General features: G+C 63.8%; 17 protein-coding genes. 3 read left to right on the top strand and 14 right to left on the bottom strand.

The genetic code is table 11. The features are described 5' to 3' along the window. Complete coding sequence (locus B5F27_RS12230) at positions 1-1,188, bottom strand: dihydroorotase (protein ID WP_087368160.1); 1,188 nt, start codon at positions 1,186-1,188, stop codon at positions 1-3. A gap of 448 nt (positions 1,189-1,636) precedes the next feature. Between B5F27_RS12230 and epsC the strand changes: the two genes are divergently transcribed. Further along, the gene (gene epsC / locus B5F27_RS12220) at positions 1,637-2,320 is read left to right on the top strand and encodes a serine O-acetyltransferase EpsC (RefSeq protein ID WP_087248406.1); all 684 of its coding nucleotides are present in this window, start codon (positions 1,637-1,639) and stop codon (positions 2,318-2,320) included. Positions 2,321-2,380: 60 nt separating this feature from the next. Here the strand turns inward: epsC and glyA are convergent, their stop codons facing one another. The 3 genes from glyA to rpsO all read right to left on the bottom strand — a co-directional run bounded on the left by glyA (position 2,381) and on the right by rpsO (position 6,475). Beyond that, positions 2,381-3,634, bottom strand: a complete 1,254-nt coding sequence (gene glyA / locus B5F27_RS12215) for a serine hydroxymethyltransferase (protein WP_087368156.1) — start codon at positions 3,632-3,634, stop codon at positions 2,381-2,383. Positions 3,635-3,840: 206 nt separating this feature from the next. Then, positions 3,841-5,988 (bottom strand): polyribonucleotide nucleotidyltransferase, encoded by a 2,148-nt coding sequence (locus B5F27_RS12210; protein ID WP_087248410.1) that lies wholly within the window; start codon positions 5,986-5,988, stop codon positions 3,841-3,843. A 232-nt stretch (positions 5,989-6,220) separates the two neighbouring features. Beyond that, positions 6,221-6,475, bottom strand: a complete 255-nt coding sequence (gene rpsO, locus B5F27_RS12205) for a 30S ribosomal protein S15 (RefSeq protein ID WP_087232972.1) — start codon at positions 6,473-6,475, stop codon at positions 6,221-6,223. A 266-nt stretch (positions 6,476-6,741) separates the two neighbouring features. Between rpsO and B5F27_RS12200 the strand changes: the two genes are divergently transcribed. Further along, positions 6,742-8,430, top strand: a complete 1,689-nt coding sequence (locus B5F27_RS12200) for a carboxylesterase family protein (RefSeq protein WP_087368153.1) — start codon at positions 6,742-6,744, stop codon at positions 8,428-8,430. 62 nt (positions 8,431-8,492) lie between these two features. Here the strand turns inward: B5F27_RS12200 and B5F27_RS12195 are convergent, their stop codons facing one another. From B5F27_RS12195 to B5F27_RS12150, 10 genes are all read right to left on the bottom strand, one after another. Next, positions 8,493-9,407: a riboflavin kinase gene (locus B5F27_RS12195; protein ID WP_087368149.1), complete on the bottom strand. Its 915-nt coding sequence runs from the start codon at positions 9,405-9,407 to the stop codon at positions 8,493-8,495. A gap of 39 nt (positions 9,408-9,446) precedes the next feature. Next, complete coding sequence (gene truB / locus B5F27_RS12190) at positions 9,447-10,331, bottom strand: tRNA pseudouridine(55) synthase TruB (protein ID WP_087368146.1); 885 nt, start codon at positions 10,329-10,331, stop codon at positions 9,447-9,449. Beyond that, entirely contained in the window at positions 10,331-11,308 is a 978-nt protein-coding gene (locus B5F27_RS12185; protein ID WP_087248416.1) for a bifunctional oligoribonuclease/PAP phosphatase NrnA, read from the bottom strand. The genes truB and B5F27_RS12185 overlap by 1 nt, the downstream gene beginning before the upstream one ends. A 27-nt stretch (positions 11,309-11,335) precedes the next feature. Next, the gene (rbfA, locus tag B5F27_RS12180) at positions 11,336-11,719 is read right to left on the bottom strand and encodes a 30S ribosome-binding factor RbfA (protein ID WP_087248418.1); all 384 of its coding nucleotides are present in this window, start codon (positions 11,717-11,719) and stop codon (positions 11,336-11,338) included. Positions 11,720-11,807: 88 nt separating this feature from the next. Continuing rightward, positions 11,808-14,300, bottom strand: a complete 2,493-nt coding sequence (gene infB, locus B5F27_RS12175; protein WP_087368143.1) for a translation initiation factor IF-2 — start codon at positions 14,298-14,300, stop codon at positions 11,808-11,810. Next, a complete protein-coding gene (locus B5F27_RS12170) occupies positions 14,297-14,674 on the bottom strand; it encodes a 50S ribosomal protein L7ae (RefSeq protein WP_087248422.1) in 378 nt (125 codons plus the stop codon). The genes infB and B5F27_RS12170 overlap by 4 nt, the downstream gene beginning before the upstream one ends. Continuing rightward, entirely contained in the window at positions 14,661-14,954 is a 294-nt protein-coding gene (locus B5F27_RS12165) for a YlxR family protein (protein WP_087248424.1), read from the bottom strand. Before B5F27_RS12165 ends, B5F27_RS12170 begins: the two co-directional genes overlap by 14 nt. A gap of 17 nt (positions 14,955-14,971) precedes the next feature. Then, complete coding sequence (nusA, locus tag B5F27_RS12160; RefSeq protein ID WP_087248426.1) at positions 14,972-16,117, bottom strand: transcription termination factor NusA; 1,146 nt, start codon at positions 16,115-16,117, stop codon at positions 14,972-14,974. A 154-nt stretch (positions 16,118-16,271) separates the two neighbouring features. Then, complete coding sequence (gene rimP / locus B5F27_RS12155; RefSeq protein ID WP_087248428.1) at positions 16,272-16,754, bottom strand: ribosome maturation factor RimP; 483 nt, start codon at positions 16,752-16,754, stop codon at positions 16,272-16,274. A gap of 217 nt (positions 16,755-16,971) precedes the next feature. Next, positions 16,972-18,216 carry an aminopeptidase gene (locus B5F27_RS12150; protein ID WP_087368140.1) on the bottom strand — a complete coding sequence of 415 codons (1,245 nt, stop codon included), beginning with the start codon at positions 18,214-18,216 and terminating at the stop codon, positions 16,972-16,974. Positions 18,217-18,435: 219 nt separating this feature from the next. On the opposite strand from B5F27_RS12150, the gene B5F27_RS12145 reads away from it, so the two are divergent. Further along, positions 18,436-19,857: a glycine--tRNA ligase gene (locus tag B5F27_RS12145; protein ID WP_087368137.1), complete on the top strand. Its 1,422-nt coding sequence runs from the start codon at positions 18,436-18,438 to the stop codon at positions 19,855-19,857. Positions 19,858-20,038 lie beyond the last annotated feature (181 nt).

Genomic DNA, 20,038 nt, shown 5'->3' with positions numbered 1-20,038 from the left:
TTACTCAGCCTGATAGGTCAGCTGACCGCCTTTGATGGTGGCGCAGACACGGCCATAGAGTGCAGCCCCCTGATAAGGGCTGTTCTTCGATTTGGAGTGGAGCTTGTCCCGGTCCACCGTGTAGGGGGTATCCAGATCCACCAGAACCAGGTCGGCGTCGTAGCCGGGCTCCAGACGGCCCTTGTTCAGGCCCAGAATCTGGGCGGGGCGGCTGCTCATCAGCTCGCTCAGCAGCTCCAGGGGCAGACCCTCGCCGCGGCACAGCTTGGTGTAGCAGACGCCGAAGGCCGTCTCGCTGCCCACCATGCCGGCGGCGCCCGCCGCCTTGTCCTCCTCCGAGTGGGGAGCGTGGTCGGTGGCGATGGCGTCCACGGTGCCGTCCTGGATGGCGTCCACCAGGGCCGCCACATCGTCGGCGGTGCGGATGGGGGGATTGACCCGGTAATCGCACAGATCCTCGGTGAACCACAGGTGGTGGGGGGTCACCTCACAGGTGACCGGCGCGCCCCGCAGCTTGGCGATGCGGATGGCCTCGATGGCCCCGCGGGTGGAGACATGGCACATATGCAGCCGGGTCTGGTAGTACTCGCTGAGCCAGCAGTTCCGCAGGGTTTCCACGTCCTCGGCCAGCCGGTAGTCCCAGGGGCTGATCTCCATGTCCTCGGCGTGGCTCATAATGGTGATCCCCTTCTGGTGGCAGATGGCGAAGGCCTTGGCCATCACGCTGGCGCTCTGAACCCCGTGGCCGTCCTCGGTGACAAAGCGCACCGACTCGGGAAGGGTTTTCAGGTGGTCCAGGGTGTGGCCGTCAAAGTTCTCGGTGATGGACACCGTCTGGTTGGCGTCGCACAGGCCCACCCGGGCGGCCTCGTCCTCGATCATGGCCGCCTGGGCCGCCGAGGAACAGACCGGCTTGGTGTTGGGCATCAGATTGACAAAGGTATAGCCGCCGGCCGCCGCCGCATGGCTGCCGGTGGTGACGTCCTCCTTATATTCAAAGCCGGGGGTACGCCAGTGGACGTGCAAGTCCACAAAGGCGGGCAGAACCGTCAGCCCCCCTGCGTCCAGGACGGCGTCCTCCGGGCCGGCCAGGGCCGCCAGACCACGGCCCACCGCCTGGATTTTGCCCTCGCTGAGGTAGAGTTCGATTTCTTCTCCATGGACGTCCACTGCATGTTGAATCAGCATGACCGCTTCCTCCTTTTTGAAGCCGCGCCTGTCCCGGCGCGGGCAAAAAAAAACTTTTCCCAGACGGGAAAAGTTCAAATTTTGAAAATGGGGAACAAACCGGCTGCGAAAAAACCGGCTGCAAAGCACATCTTCAGCTTCTCAACGCCGCAGACGCACATCATAAAATACAGGTTCCCCTTTCTGCAATTGTCTTTCAGGTATTTTATCATAGAAACGCAAAAAGTGTCAATAACATCTGCAATTTTGTTTGTGAGAAGTAGTACGTCCATGCCCGGAAATTTTTAGTAAAGCTTACAAAAATTCTGCATAGGGGTCCAAATTCCCCCGCTGGCAGGCCAAAAACCCGCTTCTGTGTGACCGGCGCGCTGTACTTTGGCCGCCGGCTGTGCTAAAATAAAAACACATTCACATGCCAATCGCTTTCGGATATGAAGGAGGTACGTCCATGGGTCTGCTTGACGACGCGCGCAATATTCAGCGCAAAGACCCGGCCGCACGCAGCGTAATCGAAGTTATCCTGTTGTACCCGGGTTTTCACATCTTAGTATACCACAAAATCGCCCATTGGCTCTACCAGCGGGGACATTTTTTCCTGGCGCGGTGGATCAGCCAGCGGGGCCGGCATAAGACCGGCATCGAAATCCATCCCGGCGCCACCATCGGCAAAAACCTGTTCATCGACCACGGCATGGGGATCGTCTTTGGCGAGACCACCGAGATCGGCGACAACTGCACCATCTACCATGGGGTCACCCTGGGCGGCACCGGCAAGGACACCGGTAAGCGTCACCCCACCCTGGGGGATAACGTGCTGATCGGCGCAGGCTCCAAGGTGCTGGGCCCGGTGTACATCGGGGACAACGCCCGGGTGGGCGCCGGCAGCGTGGTGCTCCACAACCTGCCCGCCAACTGCACCGCCGTGGGCGTGCCGGCGGAGGTGGTGCGGATCAACAACAAGTCGGTGAATCCCGCCGACGATCTGGACCAGCAGGATCTGCCGGATATTGTCTCCCAGCGGATCACCGCCCTGGACCAGCGCATCAGCCATCTGGAAAAGGCGGCCCAGGGGGACATTCCCCCCACCCACGAACAGGTGGCGGCCCGGTCCAACCCCAGCGCCAAACCGTAAAAATCCATCGACAGAAAAAGGGCGAAGCCATTGCGGCTTCGCCCTTTGTTGTGTATGGGATTATTCGTACAGGGGGAACTGCTTGGTCAGAGCCAGCACCCGGGCTGCGATGTCGTCCTTCTTTTCATCGAAGTGCCAGATGCAGTCGGCGATGCAGTTGGCGATGATCTTCATCTCCTCGGCGCCCATGCCGCGGGTGGTGACCGCCGGGGTGCCCAGACGGACGCCCGAGGTCACAAAGGGGCTGCGGGTCTCGCCGGGGACGGTGTTCTTGTTGGCGGTGATGTGGACGGCGTCCAGACGGGCCTCCAGCTCCTTGCCGGTGCACTCCTCCTGACGCAGGTCCACCAGCATCAGGTGATTGTCGGTGCCGCCCGAAACCAGCTGGACGCCCCGGGCCTGCAGCTCGGCTGCCATGACCTGGGCATTCTCCACGATCTTATGGGCATAGGCCTTGAACTCGGGCTTGAGGGCCTCGCCGAAGCAGACCGCCTTGCCGGCGATGACGTGCTCCAGGGGGCCGCCCTGGGTGCCGGGGAACACAGCCGAGTTGATCCGCTTGGCCAGAACGGCGTTATTGGTGAGGATCAGGCCGCCGCGGGGACCACGCAGGGTCTTATGGGTGGTGGTGGTCACCACGTCGGCGTAGGGCACCGGGCTCTGATGGGCGCCGCCTGCCACCAGGCCGGCGATGTGGGCCATATCCACCATCAGATATGCGCCGTAGCCGTGGGCGATCTCGGCCAGCTTCTCGAAATCAATGGCCCGGGGATAGGCCGATGCGCCCGCCACCAGCATCTTGGGACAGACCTTTTTGACCGCCTTTTCCAGCTCCACGTAGTCGATGCGGCCATCCTCCCCCACGCCGTAGGAGAAGAAGTGGTAATTTTTGCCCGACATATTCACCGGGGAGCCATGGGTCAGGTGACCGCCCTGGGACAGATCCATGCCCATGACGGTGTCCCCCAGCTCCAGCAGGGCGAAGTAGACCGCCAGGTTGGCCTGGGCACCTGAGTGGGGCTGCACGTTGGCGTACTTGGCGCCGAACAGCTCACAGGCGCGGCGGATGGCGATGTTTTCCACTTCGTCCACGTAGACGCAGCCGCCGTAATACCGTTTGCCGGGCAGGCCTTCGGCGTACTTGTTGGTCAGCACGCTGCCCATGGCGGCCATCACCGCCGGAGAGACGATGTTCTCGCTGGCGATCAGCTCGATGTTTTCCCGCTGACGGGTGAGCTCACGGCCCATGGCCGCGCCCACTTCCGGGTCCACGCCGTTGACCAGACCGATGGTGTCCATCATTTCCTTGTACATAACAATACCCCTCTCTTTTTCAAACTGCATCCGCCGCTGCACCCTCGCAGCAGTTTCCTTTATAATAGCAAAACCCAGGCGTCTATGCAAGACAAACAACTGTATTTTTATAGGAAAAACAGTTTTTTCTTTTTCCCGCCTTCCCTGCCCCATCAAAAAAGCCGCCTCCCCGGCAGGGGAAGCGGCTTTTGTGCGCTTTAAGTCAATCAGGATTCCTTGTTCTGGCTGTTCTTGCGGGCCTCCAGCGCGATGATGGCGTCGCGGCGGGACAGGTTGATGCGGCCCTGCTGGTCAATGTCGGTGACCTTGACCACGATGGCGTCGCCCACAGCCACCACATCCTCCACCCGCTCGACACGCTTGGTGTCCAGCTTGGAGATGTGGACCAGGCCTTCCTTGCCCGGGGCAATCTCAACGAATGCGCCGAAGTTCATCAGGCGGGTGACCTTGCCCTTGTAGATGGCGCCGATCTCGGGGTCCTCCACAATGGTCTTGATGGTGAAGATGGCCCGCTTGGCGTCCTCCTGGTCGATGGCCGAGACGAAGACGTGGCCGTCCTCCTGGACATCGATCTTGCAGTTGCAGTTGGCGCAGATCTCCTGGATCACCTTGCCGCCCTTGCCGATGACATCCTTGATCTTGTCGGTGGGGATGACGATGCTGAACATCTTGGGTGCCCAGCGGCTCAGCTCGGGACGGGGCTGGGCGATGACCGGCTTGATGATCTCGTCCAGGATATACAGGCGGCCCTTGCGGCACTTCTCAAAGGCATCCGCAATGATGTCGTAGGTCAGGCCGTCGATCTTGATGTCCATCTGGATGGCGGTAATGCCCTTGCGGGTGCCGCCCACCTTAAAGTCCATATCGCCGTGGAAGTCCTCCACGCCCTGGATGTCCAGCATGGTCATCCAGCGGTCGCCCTCGGTGATGAGGCCGCAGGAGATGCCGGCCACGGGGGCCTTGATGGGCACGCCTGCGTCCATCAGGGCCAGGGTGGAGCCGCAGATGGAAGCCTGAGAGGTGGAGCCGTTGGAGCTCAGGACCTCAGAGACGCAGCGGATGGTGTAGGGGAAGTCCTCCATGGAGGGCAGCACCGGCACCAGAGCGCGTTCAGCCAGAGCGCCGTGGCCGATCTCGCGGCGGCCGGGGCTGCGGGGTGCGCGGGCCTCGCCCACCGAGTACGGCGGGAAGTTATAGTGATGGATGTAGCGCTTGGTCTGCTCATCGGTCAGGTCGTCCATCAGCTGGCTGTCCTTGGTGCCGCCCAGGGTGCAGGTGGTCAGCACCTGGGTCTGGCCGCGGGTGAACATGCCCGAGCCATGGACGCGGGGCAGGATGCCCACTTCGGCGGCCAGAGGACGAATCTCGTTGATGCCGCGGCCGTCCACGCGCTTGCCCTCATCCAGCAGCCAGCGGCGAACCACCTGCTTCTGCATCTTGTAGCTGATGAGATCCAGGTCGGCGGCGGTCAGGTCGGGGTACTCGGCGGCGATGTCGTCCAGGATAGGCAGCAGGGCTGCGTCGCGGACGTTCTTGTCGTCGGTGTCCATGGCGGCCTTGAACCGGTCGAGGTACTTGTCATGGACGGCGTGGAAGATCTCCATATCGATGCCGGCGGTCTGGAACTGAACCTTGTCCTTGCCCCGCTCGGCCACGATCTCGTTGATGAAGGCGATGGTCTTCTTGATCTCCACATGGGCGGTCTTGATGGCGTTGAGCATGGTGTCCTCGTCCACCTCGTTGGCGCCGGCCTCGATCATGACGATCTTGTCCATGGTGCCGGCCACCGTCAGGGCCAGGTCGCTGACCCGGCGCTGCTCATAGGTGGGGTTCAGGACGATTTCGCCGTCCACCAGGCCCACCTGGACGCCGCCGATGGGGCCGTTCCAGGGAATCTCGGACACGGCGGTCACCAGAGAGGCGCCGATCATGCCGGCGATCTCGGGGCTGCAGTCGGGGTCCAGGCTCATGACGGTCATGGTGATGCAGACGTCATTGCGCATTTCCTTGGGGAACAGGGGGCGCATGGGGCGGTCCACCACCCGGCTGGTCAGGATGGCACGCTCGCCGGGACGGCCTTCACGGCGCATGAAGCTGCCGGGGATGCGGCCCGCTGCGTACAGCTTCTCCTCATACTCGACGCTCAGGGGGAAGAAGTCCACCCCTTCCCGGGGCTTGGGGCTCATCGTGACGTTGCACAGCACAACGGTCTCGCCGTAGCGGATCAGAGCACTGGCGTTGGACAGCCCGCACATTTTGCCCATCTCGACCTTGAACGGGCGGCCTGCCAGTTCCATCTCATAGACCTTGTAGTTGGGGAAGGTCTCTTTGCGGGAGCCGAATTCGATTGCCATGTAGTTACCTCCTTGTTTGTCCGGGCGCTGGGGCGCCCGGCATATCATCAGGCCGGCCGCCGCGAGCTATAGCAATAAATCCGACGTCCCAGAGGGGCGTGCGCCTCTCAGACGCCCGATTTACTGCTGCAACACGCAGCGGCGGCCCGGCTTACCAATACCCGGCCAAAAATCCACCCTAAGGAAAAAGGCAGGCACCTTTGGATGGTGCCTGCCCCCTCGTTCATTGAAATTACTTGCGCAGACCCAGCGTAGCGATCAGGGCGCGGTAGCGCTCCACATCCTTCTTCTGCAGGTAAGCCAGCAGATTGCGGCGGCGGCCAACCATCTTCAGCAGACCGCGGCGGCTGTGGTGATCGTTGGGGTTCTTCTTGAGGTGCTCGTTCAGCTCATTGATGTGAGCGGTCAGCAGAGCGACCTGAACCTCGGGGGAACCGGTGTCCTTCTCGTTGAGGGCAACCTTGGCCATAACTTCCTGTTTGTTCATGGAAAAATACCTCTTTCTATTATTTCTGCCGTGACAAAGCGGTGGGAAACGGTCTTCCCTCGCAAACGGGCATACTCCCATCGCTGCGCCGCGGTAACGTGGATAGTATAGCAAAAAAACGTACAAAAAGCAAGCACAAAACCCCCGAATTGTTGAAACAATTTTAGGTAGTTCTGCCGGAGGCTCTGCCACGGAATTTTCACTTGTGTTCGGGGGATGTTTTGTTATACTGGTAAGCAGTGCAACAGAAAGGAAGTAAATCAACCATGAACATTTCACGGCGAGGCTTTCTGAAAGCGGGGGCCCTGACGGCGGCCGGTCTGGCCGGCGGCCTGCCGGCCCAGGCCAGCCAGGCCGAACCCCCTTCCGCTCCTCTGCAGGGCACCCTCCGGCCCACCTCCTTTGGCCCGGTCCAGGGCCGGGAAAACGGGACCGGAGGCGGTCTGGCCTGGTACGGGGTGCCCTACGGCGCCGCCCCGTCGGGGTCGCTGCGCTGGCAGCCGCCCCAGGACCCGGCCCCCTGGTCCGATCCGCTGGACTGCACCGCGCCCGCACCCATGGCCCTGCAGTGCTGCAACGGGATGGCCGCCGGCACCGAGGACTGTCTCAAGCTGGACGTTTATGCTCCGGACGGCGCCGCCGGGCTGCCGGTGGTGGTGTATTTCCACGGCGGCGGCAACCGCACCGGTTCCCCGGAGGAACTGCCGGGCGGCTCCCTGTCCGCCCGGGCCGAATGCGTCCTTGTATCGGTGGGGTACCGGCTGGGCCTGCTGGGCTTCAACAGCCTGCCCGCCCTCCAGAACGGCCCCGACAGCACCGGCAACTATGCCCTGCTGGACGCCGCCAAAGCCTTTGACTGGGTGCAGGAAAACATTGCCCCTTTCGGCGGCGACCCCGCCAATGTCACCGCCATGGGCTTTTCCGCCGGCGGACGGGATGTGCTGGCCATGCTGGCCAGCCCCTATTTTGCAGGGCGGTTCCAGCGGGCGGTGTCCCTGTCGGGCGGGCTGACCATGGCCGACCCCGACGCCAGCGCCCGCCAGACCGCCGCGGCCTTTGCGCCTCTGGCAGTGGAGGACGGCCTGTTCTCCGACCCAACCGCAGCGGCGGACTGGCTTCTCACCAACGGCGAGGACGTGACCCGCTGGCTGTACGATCTGGACCCCGCCCGGGTCTGCCTGCTGATGGCCGACGGCGGCGGGATTCGGATGAGCAGCTTCCCCCACCTGTTTGCGGATGGGGTTCTCCTGCCTGAAAACGGCCTGGACGCTCCCCTGTCCTGCCCGGTTCCCCTGCTGCTGGTGACCGGCACCACCGAGTTCAGCCTGTTCAATCCCCTGACCACCACGGTGCAGACCAACGGCCTCAGCGCCGCCGACACCGCCGCGGCCCGGGATTTTGCCACCGCCTACGGCTCCGAGCTGTACCGGATTTTCAACGGCGGAGCCGCCGCAGCCTCCCTGTCCAGCCGTTCCGCTGCCCCTGTCTGGGTGTGCGAGATCGCTTACGGCGGCGCAGACAGCGCCAGCCCCATCCGGGCCATGGGCCTTGGGTCCTACCACGGCATCAGCCTTCCCCTGCTGTCGGGTGAAAACAACCTTCCCGGTTTTGTCTCCCTCAGCAGCCCCGGCTTTGTTGCCCTGTCCGACCGGTTCACCGCGGCCTTCCGCTCCTTCATCCGCACCGGCACACCCGACGGCGCCGGGGTGGACTGGCAGCCCTGGACCGCCGCCTCTCCCCGGGCCCTGGTGCTGGACGCCGGGAACAGCGCCGATTCGGCCGCCTTCACCCTCCAGGACACCCCGTCGGACTGCGGCGTTGTTCTGGACCGGCTGGACGCCGACAACAGCGTCCCGGACAGCACCAAGGAGCTGGTGATCCGCCAGATTCTGAACGGACGGATTTTCAGCGCCGAGCTGGACGCCCGCTATCAGAACCCATCCCTCTGGGTCTGACAAACCCGCTGACCGACAACAAAAAGACCTGCCGTCCTGAAAACAGGAGGCAGGTCTTTTTCTTATTGGAAGTATTCCTGTGCCCGGCGGGCGGCGTTCTGGATGCAGGCACACAGCTCGTCCAGCGTATCGAACTTCTTGCTGGGGCTCAGGTAGGTGTGGAACTCCACCACCGGGTCCGCGCCGTACAGGTCCCCCGAGAAGCCGGGAATAAAGGTCTCGCAGGTGACCTTGGCGGGGTCGTCGTTGACGGTGGGGCGGCTGCCCAGGCCGGTGGCCGAGGGATACGCCTTGCCGCCGATCCAGGTGCGGGTGATGTAGATGCCGTACCGGGGCAGCTGATAGCCGTCGGGGTAAATCTGGTTGATGGTGGGCACCCCCAGGGTGTGGCCCAGGCCCTGGCCATGCCGCACCGGGAACCGGATGGCGTAGGGTGCACCCAGCATTCCATTGGCGGCGGGGATGTCGCCCCCCTCCAGCGCCGCCCGGATGCGGGTGGAGGAAACCGGCTTGCCCTCATACTGCGCCATGGGCAGGATATGAACCTCCACCCCCAGGGGGGCGCAGAGTTCCTGCAGCAGGGCCGGGTTTCCGGCGGCCTTGGCGCCGAAGGTGAAGTTTTCCCCGCAGAAGAAGGCCCGGGCCTGACAGTCTGCTACCAGGCCCCGGACGAACTGGTCGGGGGTCATGGCCTGGATGTCCTCAAAGGCGGGCACCAGATAGTGTTCCACCCCCAGGCCCGCCACCAGACGGTGCTTGTCCTCGGCGGAAAAGAGGCGGCGGCCCTTGATCTTGCTGCCGGCGGGCAGCTTGAAGGTGAACACCGCCGGGGCTGCGCCATGGGCTGCGGCCCAGTCCACCGCCCCGCCGATCACCGACCGGTGGCCGATGTGGATGCCGTCAAAATAGCCCAGCGCCACCGCGCTGCCCTGCTTGCCCCCGAGTTCCAGGGGCGACATGGTTGGATAAATCTGCATAGTTTCTGATTCCCAAAAGATTGATCGGGGCCTGCGGCCTCATCCGCGCTCTACAAAGAGCTTTTCCACCCGCAGCACGCCGCCGGTGATGTTGGCCAGGCCCAGGAACTGCCCCGCCTCATCCTGCACGCGGTAGCGGCCGTCGGGGGCCGGGTAGCGGCTGGTGGGGCAGCCATTGTAGAGGTGCTGGGCCACGCCGGGGCTGACCTTCAGCAGGGGCAGCGGTTCAAACACCCGCTCCACCGGCAGCAGCAGCCCTTCCAGTGCGTCGGGGCCGGCCTCTTTGGCGGCCAGAATTTCCTCCAGGGTGTGGGCGTCCGCCTCGGCGAACAGGCCCGCCTGGGTGCGGCGCAGGGCGCTCATGGTCCCCAGCTGGCCCATCCCCTGGGCGATATCTTCCAGCAGGGTGCGGATATAGGTTCCTTTGGAGCAGCGGACCGTCAGGGTGTACTCCCCCGGGGCGGGGCTGCCCTCATAGGTGATGCCGTAAATCTCGATGGGGCGGGCCTTCCGCTCCACCGTCAGGCCCTGGCGGGCCGCCTTGTAGAGGGGCTGGCCGTTGATCTTCACCGCCGAGTACATGGGCGGCACCTGCATCTGGGGCCCCACAAACCGGGGCAGGATGTCTTTCAGTTCCGCCTCTCCGGCGGTGACGGGGCGGGTTTTCAGCACCGTGCCGGTGATATCGCCGGTGTCGGTGCGGCTGCCCAGCCGCAGGGTGGCCCGATAGGTTTTGTCGTGGTTGAGCTGGAGGTCCACCGCCTTGCTGGCTCCCCCGCAGAACACCGGCAGGACGCCGGTGGCCATGGGGTCCAGCGTGCCGCTGTGGCCCAGCTTCCGGGTGCCCAGCACCCCCCGCATCTTGGCGATGACGTCAAAGCTGGTCCAGCCGGCGGGCTTGTCAACGATGAGGATTCCCTGCATTATGCCTCCTCCCCGCTCTGGTCCAGAACGGCTTTCGCCTCGGCCAGAACGGCGCTCTTGGCATTGTCCAGGGTACCCAGCAGCTCACAGCCGGACGCCCGCAGATGGCCGCCGCCGCCCAGGCGCCGGGCCACTGCCACCGCATCCACCCCGTTGGCGGTGCGGATGCTCACCCGCCAGCTGCCGCCGGGCTGCTGACGGAAGGTCAGGCCGATCTTGACCCCCTCGATGCCGATGGGCAGGGCGGTCAGCTCCTCCAGGTCGGAGGGGTCGGCCTGGCTGGCCTCGATTTCGTCCCGGTCCAGCCAGATCAGGGCGCACCGGCCATCCAGAGCGTATTCCAGATGGCTGCGGGCGATCCGCTCGGCCTCCATCTGTCCCCGGGTCTTGGTGGCAAAGAGCAGGGTGTTCAGCTCCTCCACCCGGGCCCCCGCCTCCATCAGGCGGGCCGCCACCCGGTGGGTCTTGGCTTTGGTGTTGGCAAACCGGAAACAGCCGGTGTCGGTGGCCAGGCCGGTGTAGAGGCAGTCGGCCATCTGGGAGTCCAGCTGCACCCCCATGGCCTCGATGACCTCCCACAGCAGCTCAGCTGCCGCGGCGGCCTCGGGGTTCAGCAGGGTGTACTGGGCGTAGCCGTTGTTTCCGGCGTGGTGGTCAATGCACAGATCCACCCGGCGGCTGTAGGACGGCATCAAGCCGCTGTCCCCGAAAAGCTGGGTCCCGGCCACGTCCACCGCCACCACCAGACCCGGCTCAAACTCGCCCCGGAACAGCCGGGGCCGGGTATAGCTGAGCCGGCGGGGGATGGGATCGGAACACAGGACGGCCGCCGTCTTGCCCAGGGAGGCCAGCGCATAATACAATGCGCTGCCGCAGCCGATGGTGTCGCCGTCGGGGTTTTTATGGCAGAGGATCAGAATGTTGTCGGCGTTCCGCAGCATGGCGGCCGCCTGCTCCACATTCAGCGGTTCGGTCATAAGTGTTTTGTCCTTTCCGCGGGCGGGTTATTCCCCGTCGGCCTCCTCAGAGGCGTCCGGCCCGCTGTCCACGTTCAGTTCCTTGAGCAGCTCGTTGATATGGGCCGCATAGGCTGCGCCGTCGTCCTCGACGAAGATCAGGCGGGGAGCCTTGCGGATGTGCATTTTGCGGCTGATTTCGGTGCGGACATGGCCGGCGGCGCAGTTCAGAGCCTTGATGACCGGCGCGGGACCCTCCGGGTTGCCCAGCACGCTCACATAAACTTTCGCCACATCCAGGTCGGGCGTGACGTCCAGCCGGGTGACGGTCAGAAGGCCGCCGGACAGACGCGGGTCCTTCAGCCGGGAGATGATGGCAATGATCTCCCGCTTCATGTCCTGCGCCAGACGGCCCATGTTTTTCTCAGACACGGTGTTGCTCCTTTCTCACAAGACGTGAAAAAAGCGTTGATTCCATAAGATTTTACCCGCCGGGACCACGGCCCCGGGCCGGGGATTCTCAGTCTCTGTACTCCTCCATGCGGAAGGCTTCGTACACGTCGCCCTCCTTGACGTCGGAGAACTTCTCCAGGGTGACGCCGCACTCGTAGCCGTCGGCCACTTCCTTGACGTCGTCCTTGAAGCGGCGGAGGGATGCGATCTCGTCCTCGGCGATGACGATGCCGTCACGGACCACGCGGATCTTGCTGTCGCGGGTGATCTTGCCGGAGGTGACGCGGCAGCCGGCGACGGTGCCCACGCTGCTGATCTTGTACACCTGGCGGACCTGCAGCTCGCCCAGAGAAACCTCGCGGAACTTGGGAGCCAGCATACCCTTCATAGCGTCCGAAACATCGTTGATGGCGTCGTAGATGACGCGGTACATACGCATTTCCACCTTGGTGGCGGCAGCTTCTTCCTTGGCGATGTTGTCGGGACGGACGTTGAAGCCGATGATGATGGCGTTGGAAGCGTCAGCCAGGTCCACGTCGGACTTGCTGATGGCGCCGACGCCGGCGTGGATGACCCGGACCCGGACCTCCTCGTTGGACAGCTTCTCCAGCGACTGCTTGACGGCCTCGGCAGAGCCCTGGACGTCGGCCTTGACCACGATGGCCAGCTCCTTCATGTCATTCTGGGCCATCTGGTTGAACAGATTATCCAGGGTGACCTTCTGGAAGGCGGAGAACTGCTTCTCGCGGGCGGCGGCAGCGCGCTTCTCGGCCAGCTCACGGGCCAGGCGCTCGTCCTCGACGGCCTCGAACAGGTCGCCGGCCTCAGGCACAGCGGTCAGACCGGTGATCTCCACAGGGGTGGAGGGGCCGGCGGTGGTGATGGCGCGGCCCTTGTCGTCCCGCATGGTGCGGACACGGCCCACGGCGGTGCCGGCAATCAGGACGTCGCCGGCGTGCAGGGTACCGTTCTGGACCAGCAGGGTGGCGATGGGGCCCTGGCCCTTGTCCAGACGGGCCTCCACCACGGCGCCCTTGCCGCGGCGGTTGGGGTTGGCCTTCAGCTCCATGACCTCGGCCTCCAGAGCGATCCGCTCCAGCAGGTCATTGATGCCCATGCCGGTGAGAGCCGACACGGGGATGCAAGCGGTATCGCCGCCCCAGTCCTCGGAGATCAGGCCGTACTTGGTCAGATCCTCCATGACGCGCTCGGGGTTGGCGGTGGGTTTATCCATCTTGTTGATGGCCACGATGACCTTGACGTCGGCGGCCTTGGCGTGGTTGATGGACTCAATGGTCTGGGGCATGATGCCGTCGTCGGCAGCCACCACCAGGACCGCAATATCGGTCATGTTGGCGCCGCGGGCACGCATGGAGGTGAATGCCTCATGGCCCGGGGTATCCAGGAAGGTAATCAGGTCGTTGCCCACCTTGACCTGGTATGCACCGATGGCCTGGGTGATGCCGCCGGCCTCGCCTGCGGTGACGTTGGTCTTGCGGATGGCGTCCAGAATACTGGTCTTGCCGTGGTCGACGTGGCCCATGACGCAGACAACCGGCGGACGGGACACCAGATCGGCCTCGTTGTCCTCCTCCTGCACAAACAGGCGCTCCTCGATGGTGACGTGGACCTCGTGCTCCACCTTGGCGTGGAACTCCTCGGCGATCAGGCAGGCGGTATCAAAGTCGATGACGTCGTTGATGGCGTGCATCTCGCCCATCTGCATGCACTTGGCGATGACCTTGCTGGCCTGCTGCTTCAGGCGGGCGGCCAGGTCGGCGATGGTGATCTCATCGGGGATGGAAACCTTCAGCTGGGCATTGCGGGCCTTCTCCAGCTGGATGCGCTGCATCCGCTCGGCCTCGGTCTCCCGCTTGCCCTTCTGGAACTGCTGGCGCTGACGCTGGGTCCGCTGGGAGAACTTCTGCTTGTTGCCCTGGGGAGTGGGCTTGCGGCGGTTCTCGGTATTCTTGGTGGAGGCCAGGTCGTCGTAGCGGACATCGAAGCGGTCCACGTTGACGTCCACGGTGCGGGTGTCCACCGTCACCTGGTTGCTCTCGCGCTTGACTTCCACAGCCTCGGCGGCCGATGCCTTGGTGCCGGTCTCACGGGCCAGCTCGCTGAAGGAGACGGTCTTCTCGTCCCGCTTCTTGTGGGGCTGCTGGGGCTGGTTCTTGCGGGCGTTGTTGGCGTTATTGCCGTTGTTGTTATTGTTCTTGGCAGCCTGCGCCTGCTGCTTGCCGCTGTTGTCAGCGGCCTGGGCGCTGCCGCCCTTGCCGGCCTTGTCGTTGTTCTTGGCGGCTGCCTTGGGGGCATTGGCCTTGGCGGCAGGAGCTGCCTCCTTGGCGGGCTCGGGCTTGGCGCTGTTCAGGAAGGCCGACAGGTCTGCCTCGCTGTTGTCGCGGCTCAGCCGGTCCAGCAGGGCGTTCAGGTCCTTTTCCTCCAGGACAGAGCTGTTCTTCTTGCCCTCGATGCCGATGGCAGCCAGCGTATCGAGGATCTTCCTGACGGGCAGGCCGGTGTCCTTTGCAAAATCGGTCACTTTATATTTTACGATCATTCAGTCATTTCCTCCTCGTGTTTGATGGTGCCGCACGCATCCAGGCGGTCGTAGCACAGCCGGGCCAGATTGCGGTCTGTCACGGCAAAGACGGCCACGGGGCGGCGGCCCAGCGGAGCCAGACGGTCCATGGTCAGCGGGGTGGGCAGAACGTCCACCAGGTCGCCGACGTTGCGCGCCATGCGCTGCACCGTCTTGGGGCTGGCATCCGCTGCAGTGAGAACCAGCCAGGCCGTACCCTTGACGGCGGCGTCCTCCACCGCGTCAAAGCCCATCACCAGTTTGCCGGCTTTGCGGCACAGGCTCAGGGCCTGGAACAATGCGTCCTCCGGGGGCAGGGCCGGTTTCTTGGGGGCAGTGTTATGCTTTGGCATCGGTTCCCTCCTCCTGGGCGGCGGCCAGCTGTGCGGCCAGCGCCTCATAAACTTCGGCGGGGACGGGCTGTTCAAAGCTGCGCTCCAGCGCCTTTTTCTTCTGCGCCTTGGCCAGGCAGGCAGGGTCGGGGCAGAGATAAGCTCCCCGGCCCGGCTTTTTGCCCACCGTGTCGATGCTGATGGAGCCGTCCGGCCCCCGCACGACACGCACCAGCTCCTTTTTGGGGCGGCTGGTCTGGCAGCCGATGCACTGGCGCATGGGTATCTTCTTTTGCGGCATCCGTTTCCCTCCCCTGTTTATTCAGCGGCCTCGTCCGGCTGAGCCGATGCCTCGGCTGCGGGGCTCTCAACGGGAGCGTCCTCGGGCTTGTCTTCTTCCTCGCCGTAATAGCCGCTCTCGGGCCGGATATCGATGTTATAGCCGGTCAGACGGGCGCACAGGCGGGCGTTCTGACCCTTGTTGCCGATGGCCAGGCTCAGCTGGCCGTCGGGCACGGTGACGCGGCAGGAGCGGGTCTCGCCGGGCAGCAGCTCCACTTTCAGGACCTTGGCCGGGCTGAGGGCCGACGCGATGAAGGCGGCGGGGTCCTCGCTCCACTGGACGATGTCGATCTTCTCACCGTGCAGGTGCTCCACCACAGCGGCCACACGGTCGCCGCGGGGGCCGATGCAGGCCGACACGGGGTTGACGTTGGGGTCGCGGGAAGCAACCGCCATCTTGGTGCGGGTGCCGGCCTCGCGGCTGATGGCCTTGACCTCGACGGTGCCGTCGAAGATCTCGGGGACCTCCAGCTCAAACAGGCGCTTGACCAGGCCGGGGTGGGTGCGGCTGATCATGACGCGGGGACCGCGCTCGGTGCTGACCACATCGATGATATACACCTGCAGCTGCTGGCCCTCGGTGTAGGTCTCGCCGGGCACCTGCTCGCTGCGGGGCAGGATGGCCTCGCCGCCCTTGCCCATATCCACCGCCACGATGCCGCGCTCATGATCCACGCGGGTGACCGTGGCCATGACGATGTCATGGCTCTTGGACTGGATCTCGCTCAGCTGCTGGCTGCGCTCGGCCTCACGGATGCCCTGACGGATCACGTGCTTGGCGGTCTGTGCAGCGATGCGGCCGAACTCCTTGGTCTTGAGGGGAGTGATGACCCGGTCGCCGGGCTGATAGGTCCGGCGGAGGGTCTGGGCCTTGCTCAGGGGGATCTCGGCATACTCGCTCACCCAATCCTCATCGGCCACGACCTCCTGCACCAGGGCAACGTTGAACTTGCCCGTGGTGGGGTCGATCTCCACCGCCACATTGTCGTCCTCGACATCGTAGTTCTTCTTGACCGCAATGACGATGGCCGCGCGGATCTTCTCGATCAGGTATTCTGCAGTGATGCCGCGCTCATGTTCCAGCATGGTAAGCGCTTCAAAAAATTCGTTGTTGCCTGCCATTTTTAAGTCTTCCTCCCGGTATGTTCTCATTCAATCAGGCTGTCAAAGGGTGTACGTCCGGCCCGGACGTCCTGGGCACAGGCCAGACGCCGGCGTCCCGCCCCAAAGGGCGCGGAGCCGGGCAGAAATCCTGCGCCGCTGGGGGCCGCAGGGATCAGAACAGGTCCTCGTCGTCGCACAGACGGGCCATGGTGATGGCGCTCAGGGCCACCTGGGCGGGGCCTGCCTCGGTCTCAATGGTAATGGTGTCCTCTTCCCGCGCCGTCAGGATGCCGGCCAGATCCCGCCGGCCCGACGCATCGGGGCGGTACAGACGCAGACGTATCTTCTGGCCCATCATGGCGTCGTAGTGCTCGGGACGGGTCAGGCGGCGGCCCAGGCCGGGGGAACCCACTTCCAGATAGTAGCTCTGGGGGATGGGGTCCTCCGCATCCAGCACGGGGTCCAGCGCATGGGAAACTTCTGCGCAGGTATCGGTATCCATGGTGCCGTCCCGGTCAATCAGAACGCGCAGGTACCAGTCGGGACCCTCCTTCTCAAAGACCACATCCCAAAGCCGCAGGCCCATGCCCTCCACAATGGGGCGCACCAGAGCCTCCACCCGCCGCGCGGTATTGCCGCCAGCTTGTTTCGCCATGCTTAAACCTCCATATCAAACAAGAAAAGCGGACCTTGCGGCCCACTTTCCATTCAATCGTGTATTCGTACTATCAGAATATACCACACATCGGCGGAATATGCAAGTATTTTGAAAGAAAAGAGGCCTCTCCCCGTCCGAAAGGCCCCTTCCCCTCCCCAAATAAAAGGGAGAAAGAGGGGCCGTGCCCTCCTTCTCCCAAAAGTTTCCGGATGAATTAAGCCAGGACCCACTCGCCGCCCTCAAACAGAGGCACGGTGCGGCCGTCCCGGGTGAGGCCGGTGATGCGGGTATCCTCGGCGCCGATCATGACGTCCTCATGGATGAGGGACTGGTTCATGCCGCGGGCGGCCAGCTCCTCCTCCGACAGGGTGGTGCCGCCCCGGGTGGTGCCGGGATAGCTGGCGCCGAACGCGATGTGGCAGGAGGCGTTCTCATCGAACAGGGTGCTGTAGAAGATGACGCCGCTGCGGTTGATGGGGCTGGATGCGGGCACCAGAGCCACCTCGCCGATGTGGCGGGCGCCCTCGTCGGTGTCCAGAATCTCGCCCAGCAGGGCCTCGTTTTCCTCGGCGCCGTACTCCACAATCCGGCCGTCCTTAAAGGTCACATGGAAGCCCTTGATGGCCTGGCCGCCGTGGATATAGGGCTTGGTGCCGTAGACCACGCCGTTGACCTTATCCTTGTGGGGAGCGGTGAAAATCTCCTCGGTGGGGATGTTGGGCAGGAACACATAACCCTTTTCGCTGACGCTGGAAGCGCTCTCCCAGACAGCGCCGTCGGCCAGGCCCACCGTCAGGTCGGTGCCGTTGGAGCTCTCAAAATGTACCGACTCCAGGTCCAAGGCGTTCATCTTGCTCTGCAGGGTCTTGAGGCGGTCCAGATGAGCCTGCCAGGCGTGGACGGGGTCGCCGCCGGTGACGCGGCAGGTATCAAAGATCAGCTGCCAGAGCTTTTCCACGGCTTCCTTCTCCGGCAGGTCGGGGAACAGCTTTTTGGCCCAGGCCGGAGAGGGCATGGCCGCAATGGACCACTGCACCCGGTCGTTCATGGTGTACTCCCGCCAGGGGCGCAGGGCCTTGCGGCGGGCCGCCGACACGCGGCTCACCTTGCCGGCGTCCAGGCCGGCCATGGCCTCGGGGTCGTTGGCCAGGAGGCTCAGGACGCAGACGCTGCCCTCGCTCTCGGCGTAGTCCAGATAGCTGCGCAGGACATAGGGCTTGACGTCGCAGAGGGCCTCCTCGGCGCCCAGCTCCATCCGGGTGCGGGTGACGTCGTCGTCGCTCCAGTCCACCCGGACATCCCGGGCGCCGGCCTCAAAGGCGCTGCGGACGCACAGGCGGGCCAGGGGGGCCGCTGCCAGGGGCGCGCTGATAATCAGGGTCTGGCCCGGCTGGACGTTGCAGCCCACCCGGACGATGAATTCGGCGTATTGCTTCAGCAGTTGTGCAAAGTTTTCCATAGTTCCTGATCCTTTCCCGGCCGGGGGGCCGGATGATGATGATTTTGCTATCAGTATAGCCCAATCGGCCCCGGTTGTCCACCGCCCGCCCCAAAACCGCTGCAGGCCTTGTTATTTTGCGCGGAACATGGTAAAGTAAAGAGGTACTGCGCCCGGGGCTGGCCCGGGCCGACACAACGACACGGCAAACCAGCCGCGGACGGAAAGGATGTATTTGTTATGGAACACAGCGAAAAGACCCTTGATATGATTGTCGCCCTGTGCAAGAACCGGGGCTACGTTTTCCCCGGTTCGGAGATTTACGGCGGCCTGGCCAACAGCTGGGACTACGGCCCCCTGGGCGTGGAATTTAAGAACAACGTCAAGAAGGCATGGCTGAAGAAGTTTGTGCAGGAGAGCCCCTACAACGTGGGCCTGGATGCAGCCATCCTGATGAACCCCCAGACCTGGGTGACCACCGGCCACGTGGCCAGCTTCTCGGACCCCCTGCTGGACTGCCGCGCCTGCAAGGCCCGTCACCGCGCCGACAAGCTGATCTCGGACGAGTTCCCCGACGTCAACGTGGACGCCATGAGCTTTGACGAGATGGACCAGTTCATCGCCGAGCACGAGCAGGTGGTCTGCCCCGTCTGCGGCAAGCACGACTTCACCCCCATCCGCAAGTTCAACCTGATGTTCAAGACCGCCATCGGCGTCACCGAGGACAGCTCCTCGGTGTGCTACCTGCGGCCCGAGACCGCCCAGGGCATCTTTGTCAACTTTGCCAACATCCAGCGCACCACCCGCCGCAAGCTGCCCTTCGGCGTGTGCCAGGTGGGCAAGGCCTTCCGCAACGAGATCACCCCGGGCAACTTCACCTTCCGCACCCGCGAGTTCGAGCAGATGGAGTGCGAGTTCTTCTGCAAGCCCGGCACCGACCTGGAGTGGTTCGCCTACTGGAAGGAGTACTGCAAGAACTGGCTGCTGAGCCTGGGCATCAAGGAAGAGCACCTGCGCCTGCGGGACCATGAGCCCGCCGAGCTGGCCTTCTACAGCCGTGCCACCACCGACATTGAGTACGCCTTCCCGTTCACCGACTGGGGCGAGCTGTGGGGCATTGCCGACCGCACCGACTATGACCTGAACCGTCATCAGGAGGCCTCGGGCAAGAGCCTGGAGTACTTCGACGCCGAGAGCGGCGAGCACTATATCCCCTACGTCATCGAGCCCTCTCTGGGCTGCGACCGCGTGGCCCTGGCCTTCCTGTGCGAGGCCTACGACGAGGAGCACCTGACCGACGCCAAGGGCAAGGAAGATGTCCGCACCGTGCTGCACCTGCATCCGGCTCTGGCTCCCTTCAAGTGCGCCGTCCTGCCCCTGAGCAAGAAGCTGGGACCCAAGGCCATGGAGATCCGCAACGAGCTGTCCAAGTACTTCATGGTGGACTACGACGAGACCGGCTCCATCGGCAAGCGCTACCGCCGCGAGGACGAGATCGGCACTCCCTACTGCATCACCGTGGACTTTGACACGGTGGGCGACGAGGCCAAGGGCATCGCAGCCGACAACTGCGTCACCGTCCGCGACCGCGACACCATGGAACAGGTCCGTATGCCCATCGACCAGCTGCGCAGCTGGCTGGAGGAGAAGATCGCCTTCTGATCTGTCCCCCCGCTGAGCTTCTGAACCCATAAAAACAGCGCCCCTGCTCTTCCCATCCGGGAAGTGAACTGATCCAAATTGTGTGGACAGTACAAAAAAGCCCCAAGTGTAGGAGATTAGGATTCAGCAGGAGTGGCGGAGCGTTAGCGGAGCCACTCCTGCTTTCGTTTGGATTCGCTCG

The sequence above is a fragment of the Faecalibacterium sp. An192 genome (assembly GCF_002160175.1).
In the GTDB taxonomy this organism is placed as follows: domain Bacteria; phylum Bacillota; class Clostridia; order Oscillospirales; family Ruminococcaceae; genus Faecalibacterium.
The sequence above is the reverse complement of the archived record's forward strand: the minus strand, read 5'-3'. Positions and strand labels throughout refer to the sequence as shown.

Bases quoted from the DNA above. Each gene is read 5' to 3' on its own strand.
- B5F27_RS12230 (WP_087368160.1), bottom strand. From the start codon at position 1,188: ATGCTGATTCAACATGCAGTGGACGTCCATGGAGAAGAAATCGAACTC.
- epsC (WP_087248406.1), top strand. From the start codon at position 1,637: ATGGGTCTGCTTGACGACGCGCGCAATATTCAGCGCAAAGACCCGGCC.
- glyA (WP_087368156.1), bottom strand. From the start codon at position 3,634: ATGTACAAGGAAATGATGGACACCATCGGTCTGGTCAACGGCGTGGAC.
- B5F27_RS12210 (WP_087248410.1), bottom strand. From the start codon at position 5,988: ATGGCAATCGAATTCGGCTCCCGCAAAGAGACCTTCCCCAACTACAAG.
- rpsO (WP_087232972.1), bottom strand. From the start codon at position 6,475: ATGAACAAACAGGAAGTTATGGCCAAGGTTGCCCTCAACGAGAAGGAC.
- B5F27_RS12200 (WP_087368153.1), top strand. From the start codon at position 6,742: ATGAACATTTCACGGCGAGGCTTTCTGAAAGCGGGGGCCCTGACGGCG.
- B5F27_RS12195 (WP_087368149.1), bottom strand. From the start codon at position 9,407: ATGCAGATTTATCCAACCATGTCGCCCCTGGAACTCGGGGGCAAGCAG.
- truB (WP_087368146.1), bottom strand. From the start codon at position 10,331: ATGCAGGGAATCCTCATCGTTGACAAGCCCGCCGGCTGGACCAGCTTT.
- B5F27_RS12185 (WP_087248416.1), bottom strand. From the start codon at position 11,308: ATGACCGAACCGCTGAATGTGGAGCAGGCGGCCGCCATGCTGCGGAAC.
- infB (WP_087368143.1), bottom strand. From the start codon at position 14,300: ATGATCGTAAAATATAAAGTGACCGATTTTGCAAAGGACACCGGCCTG.
- B5F27_RS12170 (WP_087248422.1), bottom strand. From the start codon at position 14,674: ATGCCAAAGCATAACACTGCCCCCAAGAAACCGGCCCTGCCCCCGGAG.
- B5F27_RS12165 (WP_087248424.1), bottom strand. From the start codon at position 14,954: ATGCCGCAAAAGAAGATACCCATGCGCCAGTGCATCGGCTGCCAGACC.
- nusA (WP_087248426.1), bottom strand. From the start codon at position 16,117: ATGGCAGGCAACAACGAATTTTTTGAAGCGCTTACCATGCTGGAACAT.
- rimP (WP_087248428.1), bottom strand. From the start codon at position 16,754: ATGGCGAAACAAGCTGGCGGCAATACCGCGCGGCGGGTGGAGGCTCTG.
- B5F27_RS12150 (WP_087368140.1), bottom strand. From the start codon at position 18,216: ATGGAAAACTTTGCACAACTGCTGAAGCAATACGCCGAATTCATCGTC.
- B5F27_RS12145 (WP_087368137.1), top strand. From the start codon at position 18,436: ATGGAACACAGCGAAAAGACCCTTGATATGATTGTCGCCCTGTGCAAG.